The 16,037-nt window shown below is 68.8% G+C and carries 14 protein-coding genes and 4 pseudogenes; 13 read left to right on the forward strand and 5 right to left on the reverse strand.

Annotation, left to right across the window (positions count from 1 at the left end):
* Positions 1 to 239 precede the first annotated feature (239 nt).
* The 5 genes from ACWD6R_RS05135 (at position 240) to ACWD6R_RS05155 (ending at position 5,013) form a co-directional block, all read left to right on the forward strand.
* Complete coding sequence (locus ACWD6R_RS05135; protein ID WP_451817450.1) at positions 240 to 1,496, forward strand: sensor histidine kinase; 1,257 nt, start codon at positions 240 to 242, stop codon at positions 1,494 to 1,496.
* Complete coding sequence (locus ACWD6R_RS05140) at positions 1,468 to 2,163, forward strand: response regulator (RefSeq protein ID WP_451817451.1); 696 nt, start codon at positions 1,468 to 1,470, stop codon at positions 2,161 to 2,163. Before ACWD6R_RS05135 ends, ACWD6R_RS05140 begins: the two co-directional genes overlap by 29 nt.
* Positions 2,164 to 2,312: 149 nt before the next feature.
* Positions 2,313 to 3,251 (forward strand): ATP-binding cassette domain-containing protein, encoded by a 939-nt coding sequence (locus ACWD6R_RS05145; RefSeq protein WP_451817452.1) that lies wholly within the window; start codon positions 2,313 to 2,315, stop codon positions 3,249 to 3,251.
* A complete protein-coding gene (locus ACWD6R_RS05150; RefSeq protein ID WP_451817453.1) occupies positions 3,248 to 4,060 on the forward strand; it encodes an ABC transporter permease in 813 nt (270 codons plus the stop codon). Before ACWD6R_RS05145 ends, ACWD6R_RS05150 begins: the two co-directional genes overlap by 4 nt.
* 488 nt (positions 4,061 to 4,548) lie before the next feature.
* On the forward strand, positions 4,549 to 5,013 hold the full coding sequence (locus ACWD6R_RS05155) for a zf-HC2 domain-containing protein (RefSeq protein ID WP_451817454.1): 465 nt from the start codon (positions 4,549 to 4,551) through the stop codon (positions 5,011 to 5,013).
* A 315-nt stretch (positions 5,014 to 5,328) separates the two neighbouring features.
* Here the strand turns inward: ACWD6R_RS05155 and ACWD6R_RS05160 are convergent, their stop codons facing one another.
* Positions 5,329 to 5,862 carry a SixA phosphatase family protein gene (locus tag ACWD6R_RS05160; RefSeq protein ID WP_451817455.1) on the reverse strand — a complete coding sequence of 178 codons (534 nt, stop codon included), beginning with the start codon at positions 5,860 to 5,862 and terminating at the stop codon, positions 5,329 to 5,331.
* Positions 5,863 to 6,290: 428 nt separating this feature from the next.
* Between ACWD6R_RS05160 and ACWD6R_RS05165 the strand changes: the two are divergent.
* Both ACWD6R_RS05165 and ACWD6R_RS05170 read left to right on the forward strand, forming a co-directional pair.
* Positions 6,291 to 6,473: pseudogene (locus ACWD6R_RS05165) on the forward strand (IMP dehydrogenase); the annotation flags it as partial.
* A 307-nt stretch (positions 6,474 to 6,780) separates the two neighbouring features.
* Positions 6,781 to 7,965, forward strand: a complete 1,185-nt coding sequence (locus ACWD6R_RS05170; RefSeq protein ID WP_451817456.1) for an AI-2E family transporter — start codon at positions 6,781 to 6,783, stop codon at positions 7,963 to 7,965.
* 263 nt (positions 7,966 to 8,228) lie between these two features.
* Here the strand turns inward: ACWD6R_RS05170 and ACWD6R_RS05175 are convergent.
* Positions 8,229 to 8,396: pseudogene (locus ACWD6R_RS05175) on the reverse strand (SDR family NAD(P)-dependent oxidoreductase); the annotation flags it as partial.
* Positions 8,397 to 8,507: 111 nt separating this feature from the next.
* Here ACWD6R_RS05175 and ACWD6R_RS05180 point away from each other — a divergent pair.
* Positions 8,508 to 9,152 (forward strand): TetR family transcriptional regulator, encoded by a 645-nt coding sequence (locus ACWD6R_RS05180; protein WP_451817457.1) that lies wholly within the window; start codon positions 8,508 to 8,510, stop codon positions 9,150 to 9,152.
* A gap of 380 nt (positions 9,153 to 9,532) precedes the next feature.
* Here the strand turns inward: ACWD6R_RS05180 and ACWD6R_RS05185 are convergent, their stop codons facing one another.
* From ACWD6R_RS05185 to ACWD6R_RS05195, 3 genes are all read right to left on the reverse strand, one after another.
* Positions 9,533 to 10,498, reverse strand: a complete 966-nt coding sequence (locus ACWD6R_RS05185; RefSeq protein WP_451817468.1) for an aldo/keto reductase — start codon at positions 10,496 to 10,498, stop codon at positions 9,533 to 9,535.
* Between the two features lie 348 nt (positions 10,499 to 10,846).
* Positions 10,847 to 11,929: an IS630 family transposase gene (locus ACWD6R_RS05190; RefSeq protein WP_451817469.1), complete on the reverse strand. Its 1,083-nt coding sequence runs from the start codon at positions 11,927 to 11,929 to the stop codon at positions 10,847 to 10,849.
* Between the two features lie 119 nt (positions 11,930 to 12,048).
* On the reverse strand, positions 12,049 to 12,195 hold the full coding sequence (locus ACWD6R_RS05195) for a hypothetical protein (RefSeq protein WP_451817458.1): 147 nt from the start codon (positions 12,193 to 12,195) through the stop codon (positions 12,049 to 12,051).
* Between ACWD6R_RS05195 and ACWD6R_RS05200 the strand changes: the two genes are divergently transcribed.
* From ACWD6R_RS05200 to ACWD6R_RS05220, 5 genes and pseudogenes are all read left to right on the forward strand, one after another.
* Complete coding sequence (locus ACWD6R_RS05200; protein WP_451817459.1) at positions 12,194 to 12,430, forward strand: hypothetical protein; 237 nt, start codon at positions 12,194 to 12,196, stop codon at positions 12,428 to 12,430. The genes ACWD6R_RS05195 and ACWD6R_RS05200 overlap by 2 nt on opposite strands.
* 199 nt (positions 12,431 to 12,629) lie before the next feature.
* Positions 12,630 to 12,980 (forward strand): annotated as a pseudogene (locus ACWD6R_RS05205) (NAD(P)/FAD-dependent oxidoreductase); the annotation flags it as partial.
* Positions 12,981 to 13,066: 86 nt separating this feature from the next.
* Positions 13,067 to 14,665 (forward strand): MFS transporter, encoded by a 1,599-nt coding sequence (locus tag ACWD6R_RS05210; protein ID WP_451817460.1) that lies wholly within the window; start codon positions 13,067 to 13,069, stop codon positions 14,663 to 14,665.
* A 366-nt stretch (positions 14,666 to 15,031) separates the two neighbouring features.
* Positions 15,032 to 15,322, forward strand: a pseudogene (locus ACWD6R_RS05215) (transposase family protein); the annotation flags it as partial.
* A 50-nt stretch (positions 15,323 to 15,372) separates the two neighbouring features.
* Positions 15,373 to 16,037, forward strand: a 665-nt coding sequence (locus ACWD6R_RS05220; protein ID WP_451817461.1) for an ISAs1 family transposase, incomplete at its 3' end; no start/stop codon positions are given.

Consider the following 16,037-nt stretch of genomic DNA (forward strand, 5'->3'; position numbering starts at 1 on the left):
CGTCGTGGTCCGCGGTTCCGTCGTCGGGAAAAGCAAACAGGACGGGCCGCGCCGGGACGGCCCAAGGGAAAGCCCGCAGCCTGTGCCGCTGGCCGGAGCGTACCGGCGTGGCGACCCCGATGGAGGCCGCCGGCCCGGCCTTCAAGCCCTCACGCAACCCGGTCACGGCGCCGTGCCCGGGGACCGCCCTGCCGAACCGACACGATGCCTGGCCCGGTCACCGCCCTTACGGTGGTGGGATGGCAGTGATCAACGGTTGGAGGCGGGAAGCACGAGCCCGGCCCGGCGTGGTGGACGCGCTGATGTCGGCCGTGCTGTTCGCGCTGTCGGTTGTGGCTTCTGCTGTTGTGCCGGACGAGCACCGGATCGAGTTCCGGTGGCAGGGCGTGGTGCTGGCGGCGGTCGGCTGCTCGGCGTTGATGTGGCGACGCCGTCACCCATTCGGCGTACTGGCTGTCGCGGTCGGCTGCGGAGTGCTCTTTCAGGTGCTCGGATTCCGGGAGAGCCCGCTGGTGGCAAGCCCGGTCGACGTGTCCGTCTACACCGTGGCGGTGCGGACCGACCGGCGCACCACCTGGACCACAACGTCGGTCACGGCCGCCGTCCTGGTGGGGGCGGCCGTGGCGTTCGCCCCGGGATCGTGGCTGGAGCCGGAGAAGGCGGTGATGCTGGCGTGGACGGCTCTGTCGGCCGCTATCGGGGACGCGGTGCGGTCACGCCGTGCCTATGTGGCAGCCGTGGAGGAACGGGCGGAGAACGCGGAGCGAACCCGTGAGCAGGAGGCACAGCAGCGGGTGGCGGCCGAGCGCGTCCGGATCGCGCGCGAGCTGCACGACGTCGTCGCGCACCACATCGCCTTGATCAACGCTCAGGCAGGCGTCGCCGTCCATCTTGCGGAGCGGCAGCCGGAGCAGACACTCGCCGCGCTGGAGAACATCCGGGACACCAGCCGGTCGGCGCTGGATGAACTTCGCGTGACCGTAGGCCTGCTACGGCAGTCGGGTGATCCGGCGGCGCCGCGCGATCCGATGCCGGGTCTGACGCACCTACCGGCCCTGCTGGCGTCGTTCGAAGGCGCCGGCCTGGCTGTCAGGCACAGTCAGCGCGGTATCAGTGAACCTCTGGCGCCGGCGGTCGACCTGGCCGCGTACCGCATCGTGCAGGAGGCGCTGACCAATGTGCACAAGCACGCCGGCGCGGACCACGCCCGATTGTTCCTGCATTACCGCCCCGAATGGCTGACGATCACCGTCGAGGACGACGGACGCGTCGGACCGCACCACCAGCCGACCCAGGGAACGGGGCACGGACTGATCGGGATGCGCGAGCGGGCTGCCATCGTCGGGGGCACGCTGTACGCGGGAGCCCGCCCGCAGGGCGGCTTCGCTGTGACTGCCGATCTGCCCCTGCGAGCCGCAACGGCCACGGGCGGTCCGGCAACGAACGGACCGCCGAGGAGAGATGGGTATGACGATCCGCGTACTGCTCGCCGATGACCAGGCCCTGCTGAGGGGCACCTTCAGGATGCTGTTCGATTCTGCGGACGACATGGAGACCGTTGGCGAGGCATCCAACGGCCGCGAGGCAGTGGAGCTGGCCCATGCGCAGCACCCGGATGTGCTCCTGATGGACATCCGCATGCCCGAGATGGACGGCCTCGCCGCGACGCGGCTGATCGGCGAGTCGGAGGACCTCGCAGGGGTGAAGGTCCTCATTCTGACCACCTTCGAAGAGGACGAGTACGTCGCTGAGGCGCTGCGCGCGGGTGCGAGCGGCTTTCTCGGCAAGGGCGCGCGGCCCGAGGAGCTTCTCGAGGCCGTACGCACGGTCGCCGCCGGGGAAGCGCTGCTGTGCCCGTCTGCCGCCCGAGCGCTGATCACGCGATTCCTGACGCAGCCGGAAGCGTGCCCGGCAGCCATGCACGAGCGGCTGGAGTGCCTGACACCACGGGAACGCGATGTCCTGGGGCTCGTCGCGCTGGGCCTGTCGAACGAAGAGATCGCCGATCGCCTGTTCATCAGCCCGCTGACCGCCAAAACCCACGTCAACCGGGCCATGACCAAGCTGGCGGCTCGTGACCGGGCCCAGCTCGTGGTCATCGCCTACCAGAGCGGCCTGGTCAGCCCGGCGATGGAGCCGAGTCGCCCGGCAACATCTGCGTAATCGCCGGCACAGGTACGTGCCGCGTTCCGTTCCTGCTGTAGGCCGGCGGACTCCCTACCACGGACGTGGTACCCCGGAATCGCTGCACGGGGACGATGCGCAAGGGGCCGTCCCCGGGCGAAAGTGAGGTGGTGAACGGAGGTTTCGCAATGATCGAAGCCCACTGCCTGACCAAGAGGTACGGCGACCGAACGGCCGTCGAGGATTTGTCCTTCACGGTCCGCCCCGGCATCGTGACGGGGTTCCTCGGTCCCAACGGGGCCGGCAAATCCACCACCATGCGGCTCATCCTCGGCCTGGACGCCCCCACCGCAGGGCATGTCACCGTCAACGGCCTCCCCTACGCAATGCACGAAGCGCCCTTGCGTGAGGTCGGGGCGATGCTGGAGGCCCGCGCCATCCACACCGGCCGCACCGCTTACCACCACCTGCTGGCCCTGGCCGCCACCACTGGCATCCCCCGCCGGCGCGTGAACGAGGTCATCGACCTCGTAGGCCTGCGCGAGGTCGCCAACAAGCGGGCCGGCGGGTTCTCCCTGGGCATGGGCCAGCGCCTCGGCATCGCCAGCGCGCTTCTCGGCGACCCTGCCACGGTCATCCTCGACGAGCCGGTCAACGGCCTCGACCCGGAGGGCATCCGGTGGATCCGGAATCTCCTCAAGAGCCTGGCGGGGGAGGGGCGCACGGTGTTCGTCTCGTCGCATTTGATGAGCGAGATGGCGCTCACCGCCGAACATCTCGTCGTCATCGGCCGCGGCCGGCTCATCGCCGACATCTCGGTCGAGGAATTCACCCGCGGCGCGGCCCACACCGTGGTGCGCGTGCGCTGCCCGGAAATCGGCCGCTTGAAACGTCTGCTGGCCGGTCCGGACGTCACCCTGACCTCCTGCGCGCCCTACACCTTGGAGGTAGTCGGCCTGACGAGTGACCACATCGGCTCGGTCGCCGCCGGGAACGGGCTTACCCTGCTCGAACTCTCCCCCCAGAGGATCTCTCTGGAGGAGGCATTCATGGAACTGACCCGGGACGCGGTCGAGTACCGCGCCAACAGCACCGACGAGCCGGTCGGAGTAAGGGGCGCATCGTGACCACGATCCTTACGTGCCCGCTCGGCTCGACAGTGCGCCCCGGCAAGGTGACCCTGCGGCGGGTCCTCAAGTCCGAATGGATCAAGCTGCGCACCGTGCGCTCCACGTCGATCACCTTGCTGACCGCCGTGGTAGCGATGGTCGGGTTGGGCATGCTGGTCAGTCACCTGCGGGCAGGCCACCTCGACGCGCGGGAACTGGCGCACTTCAACGGAGCCGAGGTCAGTCTGGGCATGTACCGGCCCGCACAGTTGGCCATCGGTGTCCTCGGCGTCATGGTGTTCACGGGTGAGTACTCCACCGGAATGATCCACGCCACACTCACGGCCGTCCCCAGGCGGCTTCCCATGCTGGTGGCCAAGGCCGCCGTCTTCACCGGCGTCGTCCTCGTCCTGATGACCGCAGCCTCTTTCGCCGCCTTCTTCGGTGGCCAGGCTGTCCTGTCCTCCGCTCACCTGGCCACGCATCTCTCCGACCCCGGCGTCACCCGTGTGGTTTTCGGTACCGCCCTCTACCTCACTGTCGTCGGACTGTTCGGCGTCGCCCTGGGCGCCATCATCCGCAGCTCTGCGGGAGCCATCGCCACGCTGGTGGGCATCCTGCTCGTCCTGCCCGGACTGGGCGCTCTGCTTCCGGCCGACTGGGCTCAGCACATCGACCCCTACCTGCCCAGCAACGCCGGACAAGCCGTGCTCTCCGTCGTCCCCGATCCCGCGATGGCCCCCTGGACAGGTCTGTCACTGTTCGCCGGATACGCAGCCGTCCTCCTGGGTCTCGCGGCCTGGCTCCTCAAGCGACGCGACGCCTGACCGGCGGAGGACGAAGCCGCACAACAGCGCCACAGGTTCGTCCCGCCGGATTCGCCGACCGCACGCCCCGTCCGGAGCAGACCGACACACCGGGGGCGGATGGCGCGGGGCACGCCCATCACCGCTCTTTCGGGCCGCGGCCCCGGCGGCGGGCGCACCCGAACACAGGGCGACACATCGGCGGCCTCGGCGCCCACGGCACCGCGCACCATTCGCTGCGCCGCCCGCCCACCGCATCCCCGATCCACGGCTGAACCTCCTGGATCTTCCCGCTGCTGTTCGCAGCCGCAGTCTTCCACTCCCGGCGCCGGGCCGGCCCGCAGAGCGGAGGCCCCGCCGATCGAAGGCGACCCACACCTATCAGGACAGCACCGCCGAACGGACCACGTCCGCCGTGGACGTCACCGAGCAGGACCAGGATGACGCCCGCGCCTGAACCCCATGGCCGCACCGACCGCGTGGCCCCCCGCACCGAGAGGACACCCGCCATGTTCACCGCACCCCAGGAATGCAGCACGATCCGTGAGCTGCTGGCCGGATACGCACTCAATGCCCTCGCCGCCGACGAAACCACTCAGGTCCGCGCCCACCTGACGACCTGCCCCGCCTGCCGGGACGAACACGACTGCCTCGCAGCGGTGAGCGCGCACCTGCCCCTGCTCCGCGACGCTCTCGCCCGCGACACCGGCCGACGGCAGCAGATGTACGTGCCCGCCCCGGCGGAGGGCTGCCACACGCCCCGTCACCAGCCCCGTCGGCGTCGGCCGGCCCGAGGGGTCATGGCCAGGCAGCTCACACTCACCCAATTGGTGAGCAGGACGCGTGCGTCAGGTGAACCCGGCAAGCGCGCAGGCAGGGATGCCCAGGGCACCCGGGTAACGGCAGACGGTGCGGAGGGGCGGGCTGCGCCTCAGCCTCTCCGCCGGGTGGCCACACCCCGGCCGGCCGCGTGAGGCCGAGGCGGGCCGACCGGGCTCCGTTGTCGCATACGCCTCGACCGCCTGGCTGTTGAGGTTCGTTGCCCAGCGCTCCTCCCATGCCCTAGGTCCTGTCCTGTCGATCTTCGTGGATCAGCCCGGGGCGTCTGGTGCGGTGCATCGCAAGGCGGAGGATCGTCCTCGTACTGGACGTACTTGGGCGACTGAAGACAACGCAGCGAGGTGCCGTGCCAGGCGTTCCGGGCCCACGAAGATCGGCAGGACAGGACCTAGTCAACGACCGGATCGTCGTCGGAGCGCTGGTGTTCGGCCTGCTGGGGGCGAGGGTGCTCAACGCCTGACGGTCAGGCCGCGGGGAATCGCGAAGGCGGTGAGTGCCGCGGTGCCGGGTCCGAGCCGGGCCCACGGGCCCGGGAACAGGAGCACGGCGAGGGCCGAGGTCGGGAACTTTCCGTGGACCCGTGCGAGTGCCTGGTCGTCACCTTCTCCGGCCAGGGACAGGACCAGGTCCTGCACGCCTGGCTGATGGCCGATCAGCAGCACGGTCCGCCGTCGCTCCGGGACCGCACGCACCACATCGAGCAGGGCGGAGGCGGTTGCCTCGTAGACCCGCGGCTCGAAGACCACCTTCGGTGCCGCACCGAGTTCCGCCGCGACAAGCTCCCACGTCTCACGAGTACGCCTGGAGGTAGAGCAGATGACCAGATCGGCCACACACCGAGCCTCGCGCAGCCACCGCCCGGCCGCCGCGGCGTCCCGGCGGCCTCGCCCGGCGAGCGGACGCTCATCGTCGGGTACACCCTCCGGCCAGGCCGACTTGGCGTGCCGCAGCACGATCAACCGGGTGTGCGCGGACCTGGGCACGGCTTCATCTCGCTTCCGCCGGCTGCATGCCACCGACTCCGGGCCTGGCGTACGCCGCTGCTTGCCCGGATGCCGGCAGCGCGCCGGGAGCGCTCCGCGGTACGAGCGTGCAGCTCGCGAGGACGAGGAACAGCCGCTTGCCCTGACCGGCTCGCGGAATCGTGAGGCCCACGGGCGCTCCCTCAAGCTCGATGGGTCGGTTCCCTCAAGGGCAGGCCGGAAACCGGACGGCCCTGACGGGACCAGTCTTGGTCGGCATCCGGCACCGAACCAGTCGATTGCTCCACCCGGCGGAATGCGCAAGGGAGCACCCCGGATGCGGACCAGGTTCATGACGGCGGCGTGGTGGGAGGCCCACCGCGGGTGGAAGTGCGGCTCCTGGACGGACAGTTCACCGACGAGGGCGGTCGGCCGCGGGTCGTCGGGGGATCACCCTCACCGGCGGCCCGGCCCCGGTGCGCGCCTGCATCGACGAGCTGCTGCCCGATGTTCTGGACGGCACGGTCGAGCCCGGCCGCGTCTTCGACCGCACCGCCTCCCTGGACGAGGTGCCCGAGGGCTACCGGGCAATGGACCGGCGCGAGGCGCTGAAGGTCCTCGTCACACCCTGACGCGGGCAAGCACCCCTTCGTCGGCAGGTGCCCGCATGGCACCTGCCGACGAGGCCGTGGTCAGCCGGGCTGCTGCCGACCAGTGGCCATCCTTGCGGGCAATCAGCCGGCGATCTCCGCCGGGAACCAGCGACTGCGCCTGTTGGGTGACTTCGCGAGTGTGCAGCCGCGAGAGCCGGGGGGATGCGGCGCTGTCTGGTACCAGCAAGGAATGCCCAGGCGATCGCATCTCCAGCCCGACAACCCGGACCCCGGCTCCCGGCCTGGAAGGCGGAGATACCCGATCCGTGCAGCGTCGCGCCAGGCGATGCGTGGCATCAGAGGTCCCGCGCCCCGGGACCTGGGCTCGCAGCGCGCAGCGGCCGAGCCGACGCAGGAACTGCATGTGCCCCCCGCGCTGCGGACGGCCGCTGCCTACGCCTGGCGGATGCTCGTCGTGGGAGCTGTTGTCTACGCCGTCTTTTCCGTGCTGGGACGGTTCCACGAGGTTGCGGTAGCAGTCTTCCTCGGCCTGGTCGTCACCGCGTTGTTGCGCCCGGCGGCTGACCTCCTGGCTCGTGTGATGCCGCGACCACTCGCGGTGGCAGTGACGCTCCTCGGCAGTATCGTCCTGGTCCTCGGCTTGCTGTCCCTGGTCGGCGAGGCGGTCGCCGGAGAACGTGCCGGGCTGGAGCGGCAGTTCAGCGACGGCCTTGCCAGGATCGAGCGGTGGCTGGAGGAGCCGCCGTTCCGGTTGAACCCCGGGGCACTGAGCGACTTGCAGGTCCGGATCGGACAGTACCTGTCCAGCCATCGGTCCACCCTGATCAGTACGGCGCTCAGTGGCGTGGGCCGACTGGTGGAAGTGATGACCGTGTTCGCTCTCGCGCTGTTCTGCTCGGTCTTCTTCATCCACTCGGGCGACCGGCAGTGGGACTGGTTGTGCGAACAGTTTCCGGCGACGGCGCGGGAGCGAATGGAGATCGCGGGCCGAGCGGCGTGGCGGACGTTCACCGGGTACACCCACGGCATCGTCGTGGTGGCCACTACCAACTCCGTACTCGTGGGACTTGCCCTCTTCGTACTCGGAGTGCCGCTGGCGTTTCCGCTGGCGCTGCTGGAGTTCTTCGCCGCCTTCGTCCCACTGATCGGCTCACCCATCGCCCTCGGAGTGGCTGCCGTCGTGGCTCTGGCGTCAAAGGGCCCGCTCGTAGCGGTCGTTGTCATCGCGCTGATCGTCATCATCGGCCAGATCGAGGGGCACCTGCTGCACCCGATCGTGATGAGCTGGGCAGTCCGCCTGCATCCAGTCGTGGTCGCACTCTCGGTGATCGGTGGCGCGATCGCGGCGGGGGTGCTGGGAGCGGTGGTGATTGTTCCGCTGGTGTCCGTCGTCTGGTCGGTCCATCAGGCTCTGCAGCGGGCACGGAGATCCACGCAGGCGAAGGACACCCGTACGCGGTCGGCGACCGGCATGCGCAGAGGACGAGGGCCGAACCGTTCCGGCGTGTAGCGACCCGGGACCGGTTTTTCGACAGCACCTCCAGCGAATACCTCGATGAGCGGAACGTCCTCGTACGCGAAGTCGACGGCGCAAGCCCGGCACCGTCACCGCTGAGCTGTGCCCCTGCGCCGCCGCTCCTCGTACGGGCCGGGGTGAGCACCCCAACTGATCAGTCAGGAGTCGGAAACACGAACTGCACGTCGGTCAAGTGTTCCGACAGCTCCCACAGGCGGCGGCCGGTCTCGGTGTCGGCCGCCGCGGGGGACATCTGCACCCGCGTCGGTCCGCCGCGCAGCTCGGCCAGGAAGGTGACCTTTTCCCTCGTCGCGCACCGCAAGGATCACGTGCCCGCCCTGGCGGGCGAGCGCTCGGGTGGTCGCCAGACCGAGGCCGCTGTTGGCTCCGGTGACGACGAACACCCGCTTGGTCTGGTCCGGGATCTGCTCGACAGTCCAGCGCTGCTCCTGTCATATGGCATACGTTGCCGTGCGTGGCACTTAGTGTCAAGATGCTCCTGAGTGTCACGCGCGGCATGGCGCTACGATTGACCTGTGAGTTCCCACCCCGAAATCAGCCTGGCCCAGCGCAAACGTCAGCTCGTCTCCAACGAGCTGACCGAAGCGGCGCTGCAGCTGCTGGCGCTGAAGGGGTTCGACGCGGTCACCATCGACGAGATCGTGGCCACGGCCGGAGTGTCCAAGCGCACCTTCTTCCGGTACTTCGCGTCCAAGGAGGACGTGGTTGTCCAGTTTCTGGCCGACATGGGCATCGGCATGCACGCGGAGTTGGCGGCCCGCCCCGTCGAGGAACGGCCCTCCGTGGCGCTGCAGCACGCCGTCTGGGTCTCCATGGCTGCCTGCGGCGACCCATCCGACAGGGCCCTGCGAGTGGTGCAGCTGATTCTGCGTACCCCCGCCCTCCACGCACGCTTTCTGGAGCGCCAGGCGCAGTGGCGCGACGACCTGACGGCGGAGTTGGCACGCCGCCTGGAGCTCGACCCCGACACCGATCTGTACCCGCAGCTGGCCGCCGGGATGGCGCTGACCGCCTTCGGGGCCGTGCTGCAACGGTGGAGCAGCAGCGAGGGTGCCGAGGATCCCGCTGAGCTGACCGACCGGGCCTTCAAGGTGATCGCCCCGGCGTTGGACGCCGTCGAAGGGCGGGCCTCTTCCGGGCACATGCCCCACGATGCCTGAGCCGGCTGCGTCGGCGGTCCCCATGGGTCTGCCGATGCACCGGCCGAGGCGACGGCTGCGCAACACCGCACCTCACCCGCAGGGCCGGAAACCGGCATGCCGCTGACCTCGGCACCCTGGCCGATGTCCGGCCGCGGGTGCACGTGCCCGGAATCGCTGCAGCTCCGCATGTGTCGGGTGTTCCGACAGCGCGGCGAGGTGCCGTAGCTGTCGTCGTGCGCCCGTCACGGATTACGGGACAGCTCTGAGGAAAGGCGGCCGTGCACCTGCCTTCCACTGGACCGCTTCGGCAGGGTGTGAACGAACCGGCCCGTGGAATCTCTTCCGCGGGCCGGTTCGCATGCCGGGGCATGCCAGGGCGGGCGACGCCCGCCCGCGGATCAGGAGTAGAAGTTGCGCTGCCACCGGTGCTTGGCCAGCACCGCGAGTTGGTCGGCAGTGAGCGGACACCCGTCGCTCAGGGCCGTGTTGCGCTCGACGTTGCGTACGGTGCGCATGCCGGGGATGACGGTGGAAACCGCCGGCGAACTCAGTACGAACCGCAACGCGGTCTCGGCGATCTCATCGGGGGCGATAGCGAGGTCGGCGACGATCGCGGCCACCCGCTGTTCGACCTGTGCCGGGCGGTCATCGCGGAAGTAGCGGTTGCGCCAGTCACCCTCGGGGAACGCGGTGCCCGCGGTGATCCGACCGGTGAGGCCGCCCTCGTCCAGCGCCACCCGCACGATGACACCGACGCCGTGTTCCTCACAGGCCGGGAACAGCGCGTCGGCGGGTGCCTGGTCGAAGACGTTGTAGATGACCTGCACGCTGTCCACGGCGCCGCTGCGTACGAGTGCGAGTGCGCTGTCGGGCTGGTGGTCGTTGATGGAGACGCCGAACAGGCGGATCTTGCCCTCCTGCTTCAGTGCGGCGATCGTCTCCAGCCAGTCGCCACGGCCGACCCAGTCGTCGCTCCACACATGGAACTGCAATACGTCGAAGTGATCCAGGCCGCTGGTGCGCAGACTCGTCTCCAGGCTTGCGCGGATGTGCTTGCCCGGGAACGCCTCGGCCGGGTCAAGGCCGTCGGGCGCCGGCCATGTGCCGTTCTTCGGCGGCACTTTGGTCGCGACGCGTACCTCGTCGCCGGCCCGCTCGCGGACGACCCGGCCGACGATCCGCTCACTCTCGCCGTAGCCGCGGGCGGTATCGATGAAGTTCACACCAAGGTCGATGGCACGGTGCAGGGCCCGTACGGACTCGTTCTCCGTGGCACCCACCCAGCTGGACTCACCGATGCCCCACGCGCCATAACCGATCTCGGACACGGACAGTCCACTTCGCCCCAGCTCGCGGTAGCGCACAATCATCCTCCACGTCATGGTCCTCGTCCTGGCCGAGTCGAGGCTTCCGCCAGGAATCACGTTGACAATAGGCGACGTGGGTGGCAGGGGCAGGTGGATTTTGCGAGGGCCGCTGTCGTGGTCACGGGTGCACCCGTCGGCGTGTGCGCGGTGGGCCCGGCGCACCAGCGGCCGGTCGACCGCCTCGATCGGCGGGTCCGCGACGGGTGGGTTCCGACCGCCGATGCCGGGCTCAGGAATTCATGGAACGACGACTCTCATGTTCCCGTTCCGTGCCCGGAGAACGTGTGCGTCTCGACGGGTGTGCTCAGCCGTGAACCCCGTCACCAGCCTCCATGGACAGAACGACTAGTGTCCTGCGCCGGGAATTCGATCAAGATATGAGGCGAGGCGTTCGAGGATCTCGTCGGCGCTCTTCGTCCAGGCGAAGGGGCGGGGGTTCTCGTTCCAGTTCTTGATCCAGTTTCGGATGTCCTTCTCCAGCGCCTGGAGGGACTTGTGGGTGCCGCGCCGTATCTGTTTGTCCGTCAGGAGTCCGAACCACCGCTCGACCTGGTTGAGCCAGGAGGAATAGGTGGGGGTGAAGTGCATGTGGAAGCGGGGGTGGTCCTGAAGCCACTTCCTGACTGCCGGCGACTTGTGGGTGCTGTAGTTGTCACAGATCAGGTGGACGTCCAGGCCGGCAGGGATCTCCTTGTCGAGCTTGGTGAGGAACTTTTTGAACTCGACGGTCCGGTGGCGGCGGTGGATGGAGCCGATGATCTCGCCGGTGGCCACGTCCAGGGCGGCGAACAGGGTGGTAACGCCGTGACGGATGTAGTCGTGGGTGCGGCGTTCCGGCATGCCCGGCATCATCGGCAGCACCGGGGCGGACCGGTCCAGTGCCTGGATCTGGGACTTCTCATCCACGCACAGCACCAGGGCGCGCTCGGGTGGGTCGAGGTAGAGGCCGACCACGTCGCGGACCTTGTCGATGAACTGCGGGTCGTTGGACAGCTTGAACGTGTCGACCTGGTGCGGCTTGAGGCCGAACGCCTTCCAGATCCGGCCGACCGTGGACTTCGACAGTCCGCTCTCGGCCGCCATCGAAGCCCTCGACCAGTGGGTGGCGTCCTTCGGGGACCGCTCCAGCGTGGCGACGACAACCTCCTCGACCCGCTCATCGGTGATCTTCCTCGGACCGCCGGGCCGGGGCTCGTCCACCAGCCCCTCCATCCGCACTTCCAGGAACCGCCGCCGCCACTTGCCAACCGTCTGCGGCCAGATACCGAGCTCGTCGGCAACCTGCCGGTTCGTCTTGCCGTCCGCGCACCCCAGCACGATCCGGCACCGCTGAGCCAGCGCCTGCGAAGACTTCGCCCGCCGCGACCAGCGCACCAACGTGGCCCGTTCCTCCTCGGACAACACCAACTCGGCCATCGGCCGCCCCATCTTCGCCATGGAAGCAGTCTACTTATTCAACGAATTCCCGGTGCAGGACACTAGATGATCGATTCCAAGGGTTGGCCTCATTGCTCGAGGCGATTCCACGCGCCGCGGACATTGGTCGGTTACCCGGTGACGGGCCAGCCGATCACCTGGTCGAGCTGAAGGTCGCGAAGGACAGCGTTGTCCAGCTTTGCGTCGGTGGCGTTGGCCAGCCCATGAGGCGGGGCACCGGTGAGGACGTCTGATCGTTCCTGACGTTGTCTGGTCATGCTGGATGACGTGACGCTGGAGCAAGTCGAGGGCTGGGCTGACGAATTGGCGGCCCTGACGAGCCGGTTGGGGTATCTGTTCGCGCGGCCGGAGCCGCGGGAGGTGTTCGCCGACCTGATCGAGGGGCTGCTGTCGGACCTGCGCCCGGTGGAGCGGGGGATTCGGTGGGGAGTCGTACGCCGTCGCGCCTCGGCCGCTTCCGGGCCTGGGCTCCGAGCGGTCGTGAATCGGTGAGCACGGGCCAACGTGCGCGCGTCGGGCATTCAATGTCATGTCCGCGTCATTATCTAACATATGGCGAGTCCCATCCAATCCCCATCCACTTTTAAGTGACAGCTGCTACCATTTACCTATGGCTGTCAAAAATCGCTGGTTGGCGCTGATTGGTCTGACGATCAGCGTCCTCGTCATCGGCTCGGTGCAGGAAGTCATGAACAGCGAGGGCGGCGGCATCGCATGAGTACGCCTGGCCGACGGCACGTTCGTGGCCCGCCGCATCCTCGCGGTCGCCACCCAGATGCAGGCCCGCACCGAGGGTCTGGACGGCCTGAAACTGCCGATTGAGGAGCTGCCCGACAGCATGGGGCGCCGCTTCGCCTCCGGCATGGCCGGCACCACCGAGGTGCTGGGCGTGTGGGTGGCCGGCAACGCCACCGACCTGACCGCCCAGGTCGGCGCCTCCGCCGCGGCCGGCGCCCTGGCCGCCTCCCACGTCAACGCACTGCTGGCCACCGCTGACACCGACGCGGCCCTCGCCGCAACACAGGGCGCCACCACCACCTGACGTCCTGGCCTGCACCCCACCTCCCATTCACTCAGCGACCGGTCCTGCTCCAGCGCTGATTCTGCATGCCCTTTTGAGAGGAATCCATGAGTACGAACCCTGCACAGGTGGCACCCGCTGACGGGAGCGGCGGGGGCGCGCCGGATGCGCGTCAGCTGCGCGCGATCCTGATCGCCGTCTCGATGGCGCTGATGGCCGTCATCGCGTCAGTGTCCGGGCTGAACGTCGCCCAGACGCACATGGCCGTCGACTTCGACACCTCGCAGAACACGGTCCTGTGGATCATCAACATCTACACCCTCGCCCTGTCCGCACTGCTGCTGCCGCTCGGCGCGATCGGTGACCGCTTGGGCCGCAAGCCCATGCTGATCGCCGGGCTGGCCGTCTTCGGCGTCGCGAGCATTGTGGCGGGCCTGGCCCCGACCGCTGAGGTGATGCTTGCCGCGCGCGTGGCCAGCGGTATCGGCGCAGCAATGATCATGCCCATCACCCTGGCCGTCATCACCTCCACCTTCCCCGAGGAGCACCGCGGAAAGGCGATCGGCGTGTGGACCGGCGTCGCCGGAGGCGGCGGCGTCCTGGGCATGTTCCTCTCCGCCTTTCTCGTCGACGTCGCCGACTGGCGCTGGCTGTTCGTCCTGCCCGCAGTCCTGGTCGTCATGGCCCTGGCCATGACGCTGAAGTCGGTTCCCAACTCCCGCGAGCGCTCCGCCCACGCCTTCGACACCGTCGGCGCACTGGTATCCATCGTCGCCGTGGTCGGCCTCATCTTCGTCCTGCAGGAGGGACCGCAGCGCGGCTGGACCGCACCTGCGACTCTGATCAGCCTCGCCGTCGGCGTCATCGCCACGGCCGGTTTCGTGTTCTGGGAGCTGCACCGCCGGGACGCCTCGCTGCTGGACGTACGTCTGTTCCGTGAGCGCGGCCTGGCCGGCGGCTCGATCACGCTGGTAGTGGTCTTCGGTGTCCAGGCGGGTATCGCCGTGGTCCTCTTCCCGTTCCTCCAGGCCGTGCTCGGCTGGTCGGGACTGCTGTCCGCGGCGGCGCTGATGCCCCTGGCGATCGCGATGATGATGGCCTCCGGCCTGGCCCCCAAGCTGGCCGCGCAGATCGGCTCCCGCCCGACCATGACCGTGGGAATCGCGCTGACCGGCGTCAGCCTGGCGCTCATGGCCCTGTTCGTCTCCGTCGACGGTGGCTACCTGTCGATCCTGCCCGGCATTCTTGTCATGGGCATCGGCATGGGCCTGTCCATGGTGCCCTCCACCGAGGCCATCACCCGCTCCCTGCCGCGCGAGAAGCAAGGCGTCGCCTCCGCCCTCAACGACGTCACCCGCGAATTCGGCACCGCACTCGGCGTCGCCATGCTCGGCGCACTCCTGACGGCCGGCTACCGCAACGCCATCGACGACAGGCTGCACGGCATCCCCCAGGGGACCGCGGACACCGCACGGGAAGGCATAGCCAACGCCGTCGAGGCCTCGGGCAGCGCGGGCTCACACGCGCAGGACCTGGTCCACGCCGCAAAGCAGTCCTACGTCGACGGATGGCAGCAGGCCATGTGGGTAGGCGTCGCCGTCCTGGGCGTGCTGCTCGTCTACATCGCCCTCCGCGGCCCGAAGAATGCCACCCCCGCGGCTGCCTCGGACGAGGCAGAGGATACCGAGACCGTCGCCGCCCGATGACCGCATAAGAACTGGATGAACGGCACGCAGACTGTTCGTGCCATGGCAGAGCGTAGGCACCGCGACCTCGCGGCACCTGACGCCGGCCCAGACCGGTTCAGCAGCACTCGAGCCGCAGGCAACTAGCGCCACTTACCAAGACCGCAAGAAGGAGTACCACTGAGCGAGCGCCATCTTGAAGTTGGCTGGTCACAGGGGCTGGCGTGACTCCGTTCCGGGTTCTCGTGCTGGTGGCGGGCGGCAGTCTGTGGGGTAGATCGTCCGTCAGGTCGGCGGGCGTGACCGGATACGACGAAGCTCCGTTGAGGTGAGAGAGGTCTCAAGTTCCTTGCCAACAGCGGAGCTTCGGTGATTCGTGAGTCTGCCATGCCCGCGCTCGTGCTGTCGTGTTCTGTCGCCCTGGCGGGTGATGACGCGACGGAGAGCGTCGATCCGCGCGATCGTCGCGGGCGGCGATATCCGCTGGTCGCGCTGGTGAGAGCGGCGGCCTGCGCGGTGGCGGCCGGAGCGCGTTCGTACGCGGCGGTCGGGCACTGGCTGCGGCGGGCACCCCAGGACGCCCTGGCCCGGCTCGGCTTCCCGGTTCGTGGCGCGCTGGGGGTGCGGCCGGCCGCGTCGATGGACACCGTCCGCCGGGTCATCGGGCAACTGCACCCCGACGGTCTGGCCGTATTGCTGCGGCCCGCCGATACAGGCGGGCCCGCCCTGTGCGGTTGGCGGCGGACGGCAAGAGTGCCCGGGGCTCGCGCACCCGGACCCGGACCGCGGCTCATCTACTGGCTGTCATCGACCAGGACGACCAGGTCATCGCCCAGTTACGGATCCCCGACAAGACCAACGAGATTCCCTGCCTGCGCGAGGTGCTCGGCTCGTTGGACATCGAAGGCGCGTGGGTGAGCGCGGACGCACCGCACACCCAGACCGACACCGCACGGTTCCTGGTCCAGGACAAGAAGGCCCACTACCTGCTCACCGTCAAGCTCAACCAGCCCACCCTGTATGCCAGTTGCCGCCGCCTGCCCTGGGACAAGGTCACCGCGAACTACTACGACCGCACCGAGGGCCACGGCCGGAAGGAGACCCGGGTCGTGCAGGTACTGACCGTCTCCCACCTGGACTTCCCCCATGCCCGCCAGGTCGCCCGGGTCACCCGACACCGGACACACACCGCGACGGGCAGGCGCACCCGCGAGACCGTCTACGTCATCACCGACATACCCGCACGCCAGGCGAAACCCCAGGACATCGCCCTGAGCCTGCGCGGCCACTGGCGATCTTGGTGGTTAATTCGGGGGCCGGGTGACGTGCGTCAGCCCGTGTGCGGATCATGGTTCTGCGGCAGTCTTGTGGCTTCTGCCGCAGGACGGAGCGT

Source organism: Streptomyces sp. NPDC005151 (genome assembly GCF_053599875.1).

Coding starts and splice junctions, on each gene's coding strand:
- ACWD6R_RS05135 (WP_451817450.1), top strand. CDS start 240: ATGGCAGTGATCAACGGTTGGAGGCGGGAAGCACGAGCCCGGCCCGGC.
- ACWD6R_RS05140 (WP_451817451.1), top strand. CDS start 1,468: ATGACGATCCGCGTACTGCTCGCCGATGACCAGGCCCTGCTGAGGGGC.
- ACWD6R_RS05145 (WP_451817452.1), top strand. CDS start 2,313: ATGATCGAAGCCCACTGCCTGACCAAGAGGTACGGCGACCGAACGGCC.
- ACWD6R_RS05155 (WP_451817454.1), top strand. CDS start 4,549: ATGTTCACCGCACCCCAGGAATGCAGCACGATCCGTGAGCTGCTGGCC.
- ACWD6R_RS05170 (WP_451817456.1), top strand. CDS start 6,781: ATGCGTGGCATCAGAGGTCCCGCGCCCCGGGACCTGGGCTCGCAGCGC.
- ACWD6R_RS05190 (WP_451817469.1), bottom strand. CDS start 11,929: ATGGGGCGGCCGATGGCCGAGTTGGTGTTGTCCGAGGAGGAACGGGCC.
- ACWD6R_RS05200 (WP_451817459.1), top strand. CDS start 12,194: ATGCTGGATGACGTGACGCTGGAGCAAGTCGAGGGCTGGGCTGACGAA.
- ACWD6R_RS05195 (WP_451817458.1), bottom strand. CDS start 12,195: ATGACCAGACAACGTCAGGAACGATCAGACGTCCTCACCGGTGCCCCG.
- ACWD6R_RS05210 (WP_451817460.1), top strand. CDS start 13,067: ATGAGTACGAACCCTGCACAGGTGGCACCCGCTGACGGGAGCGGCGGG.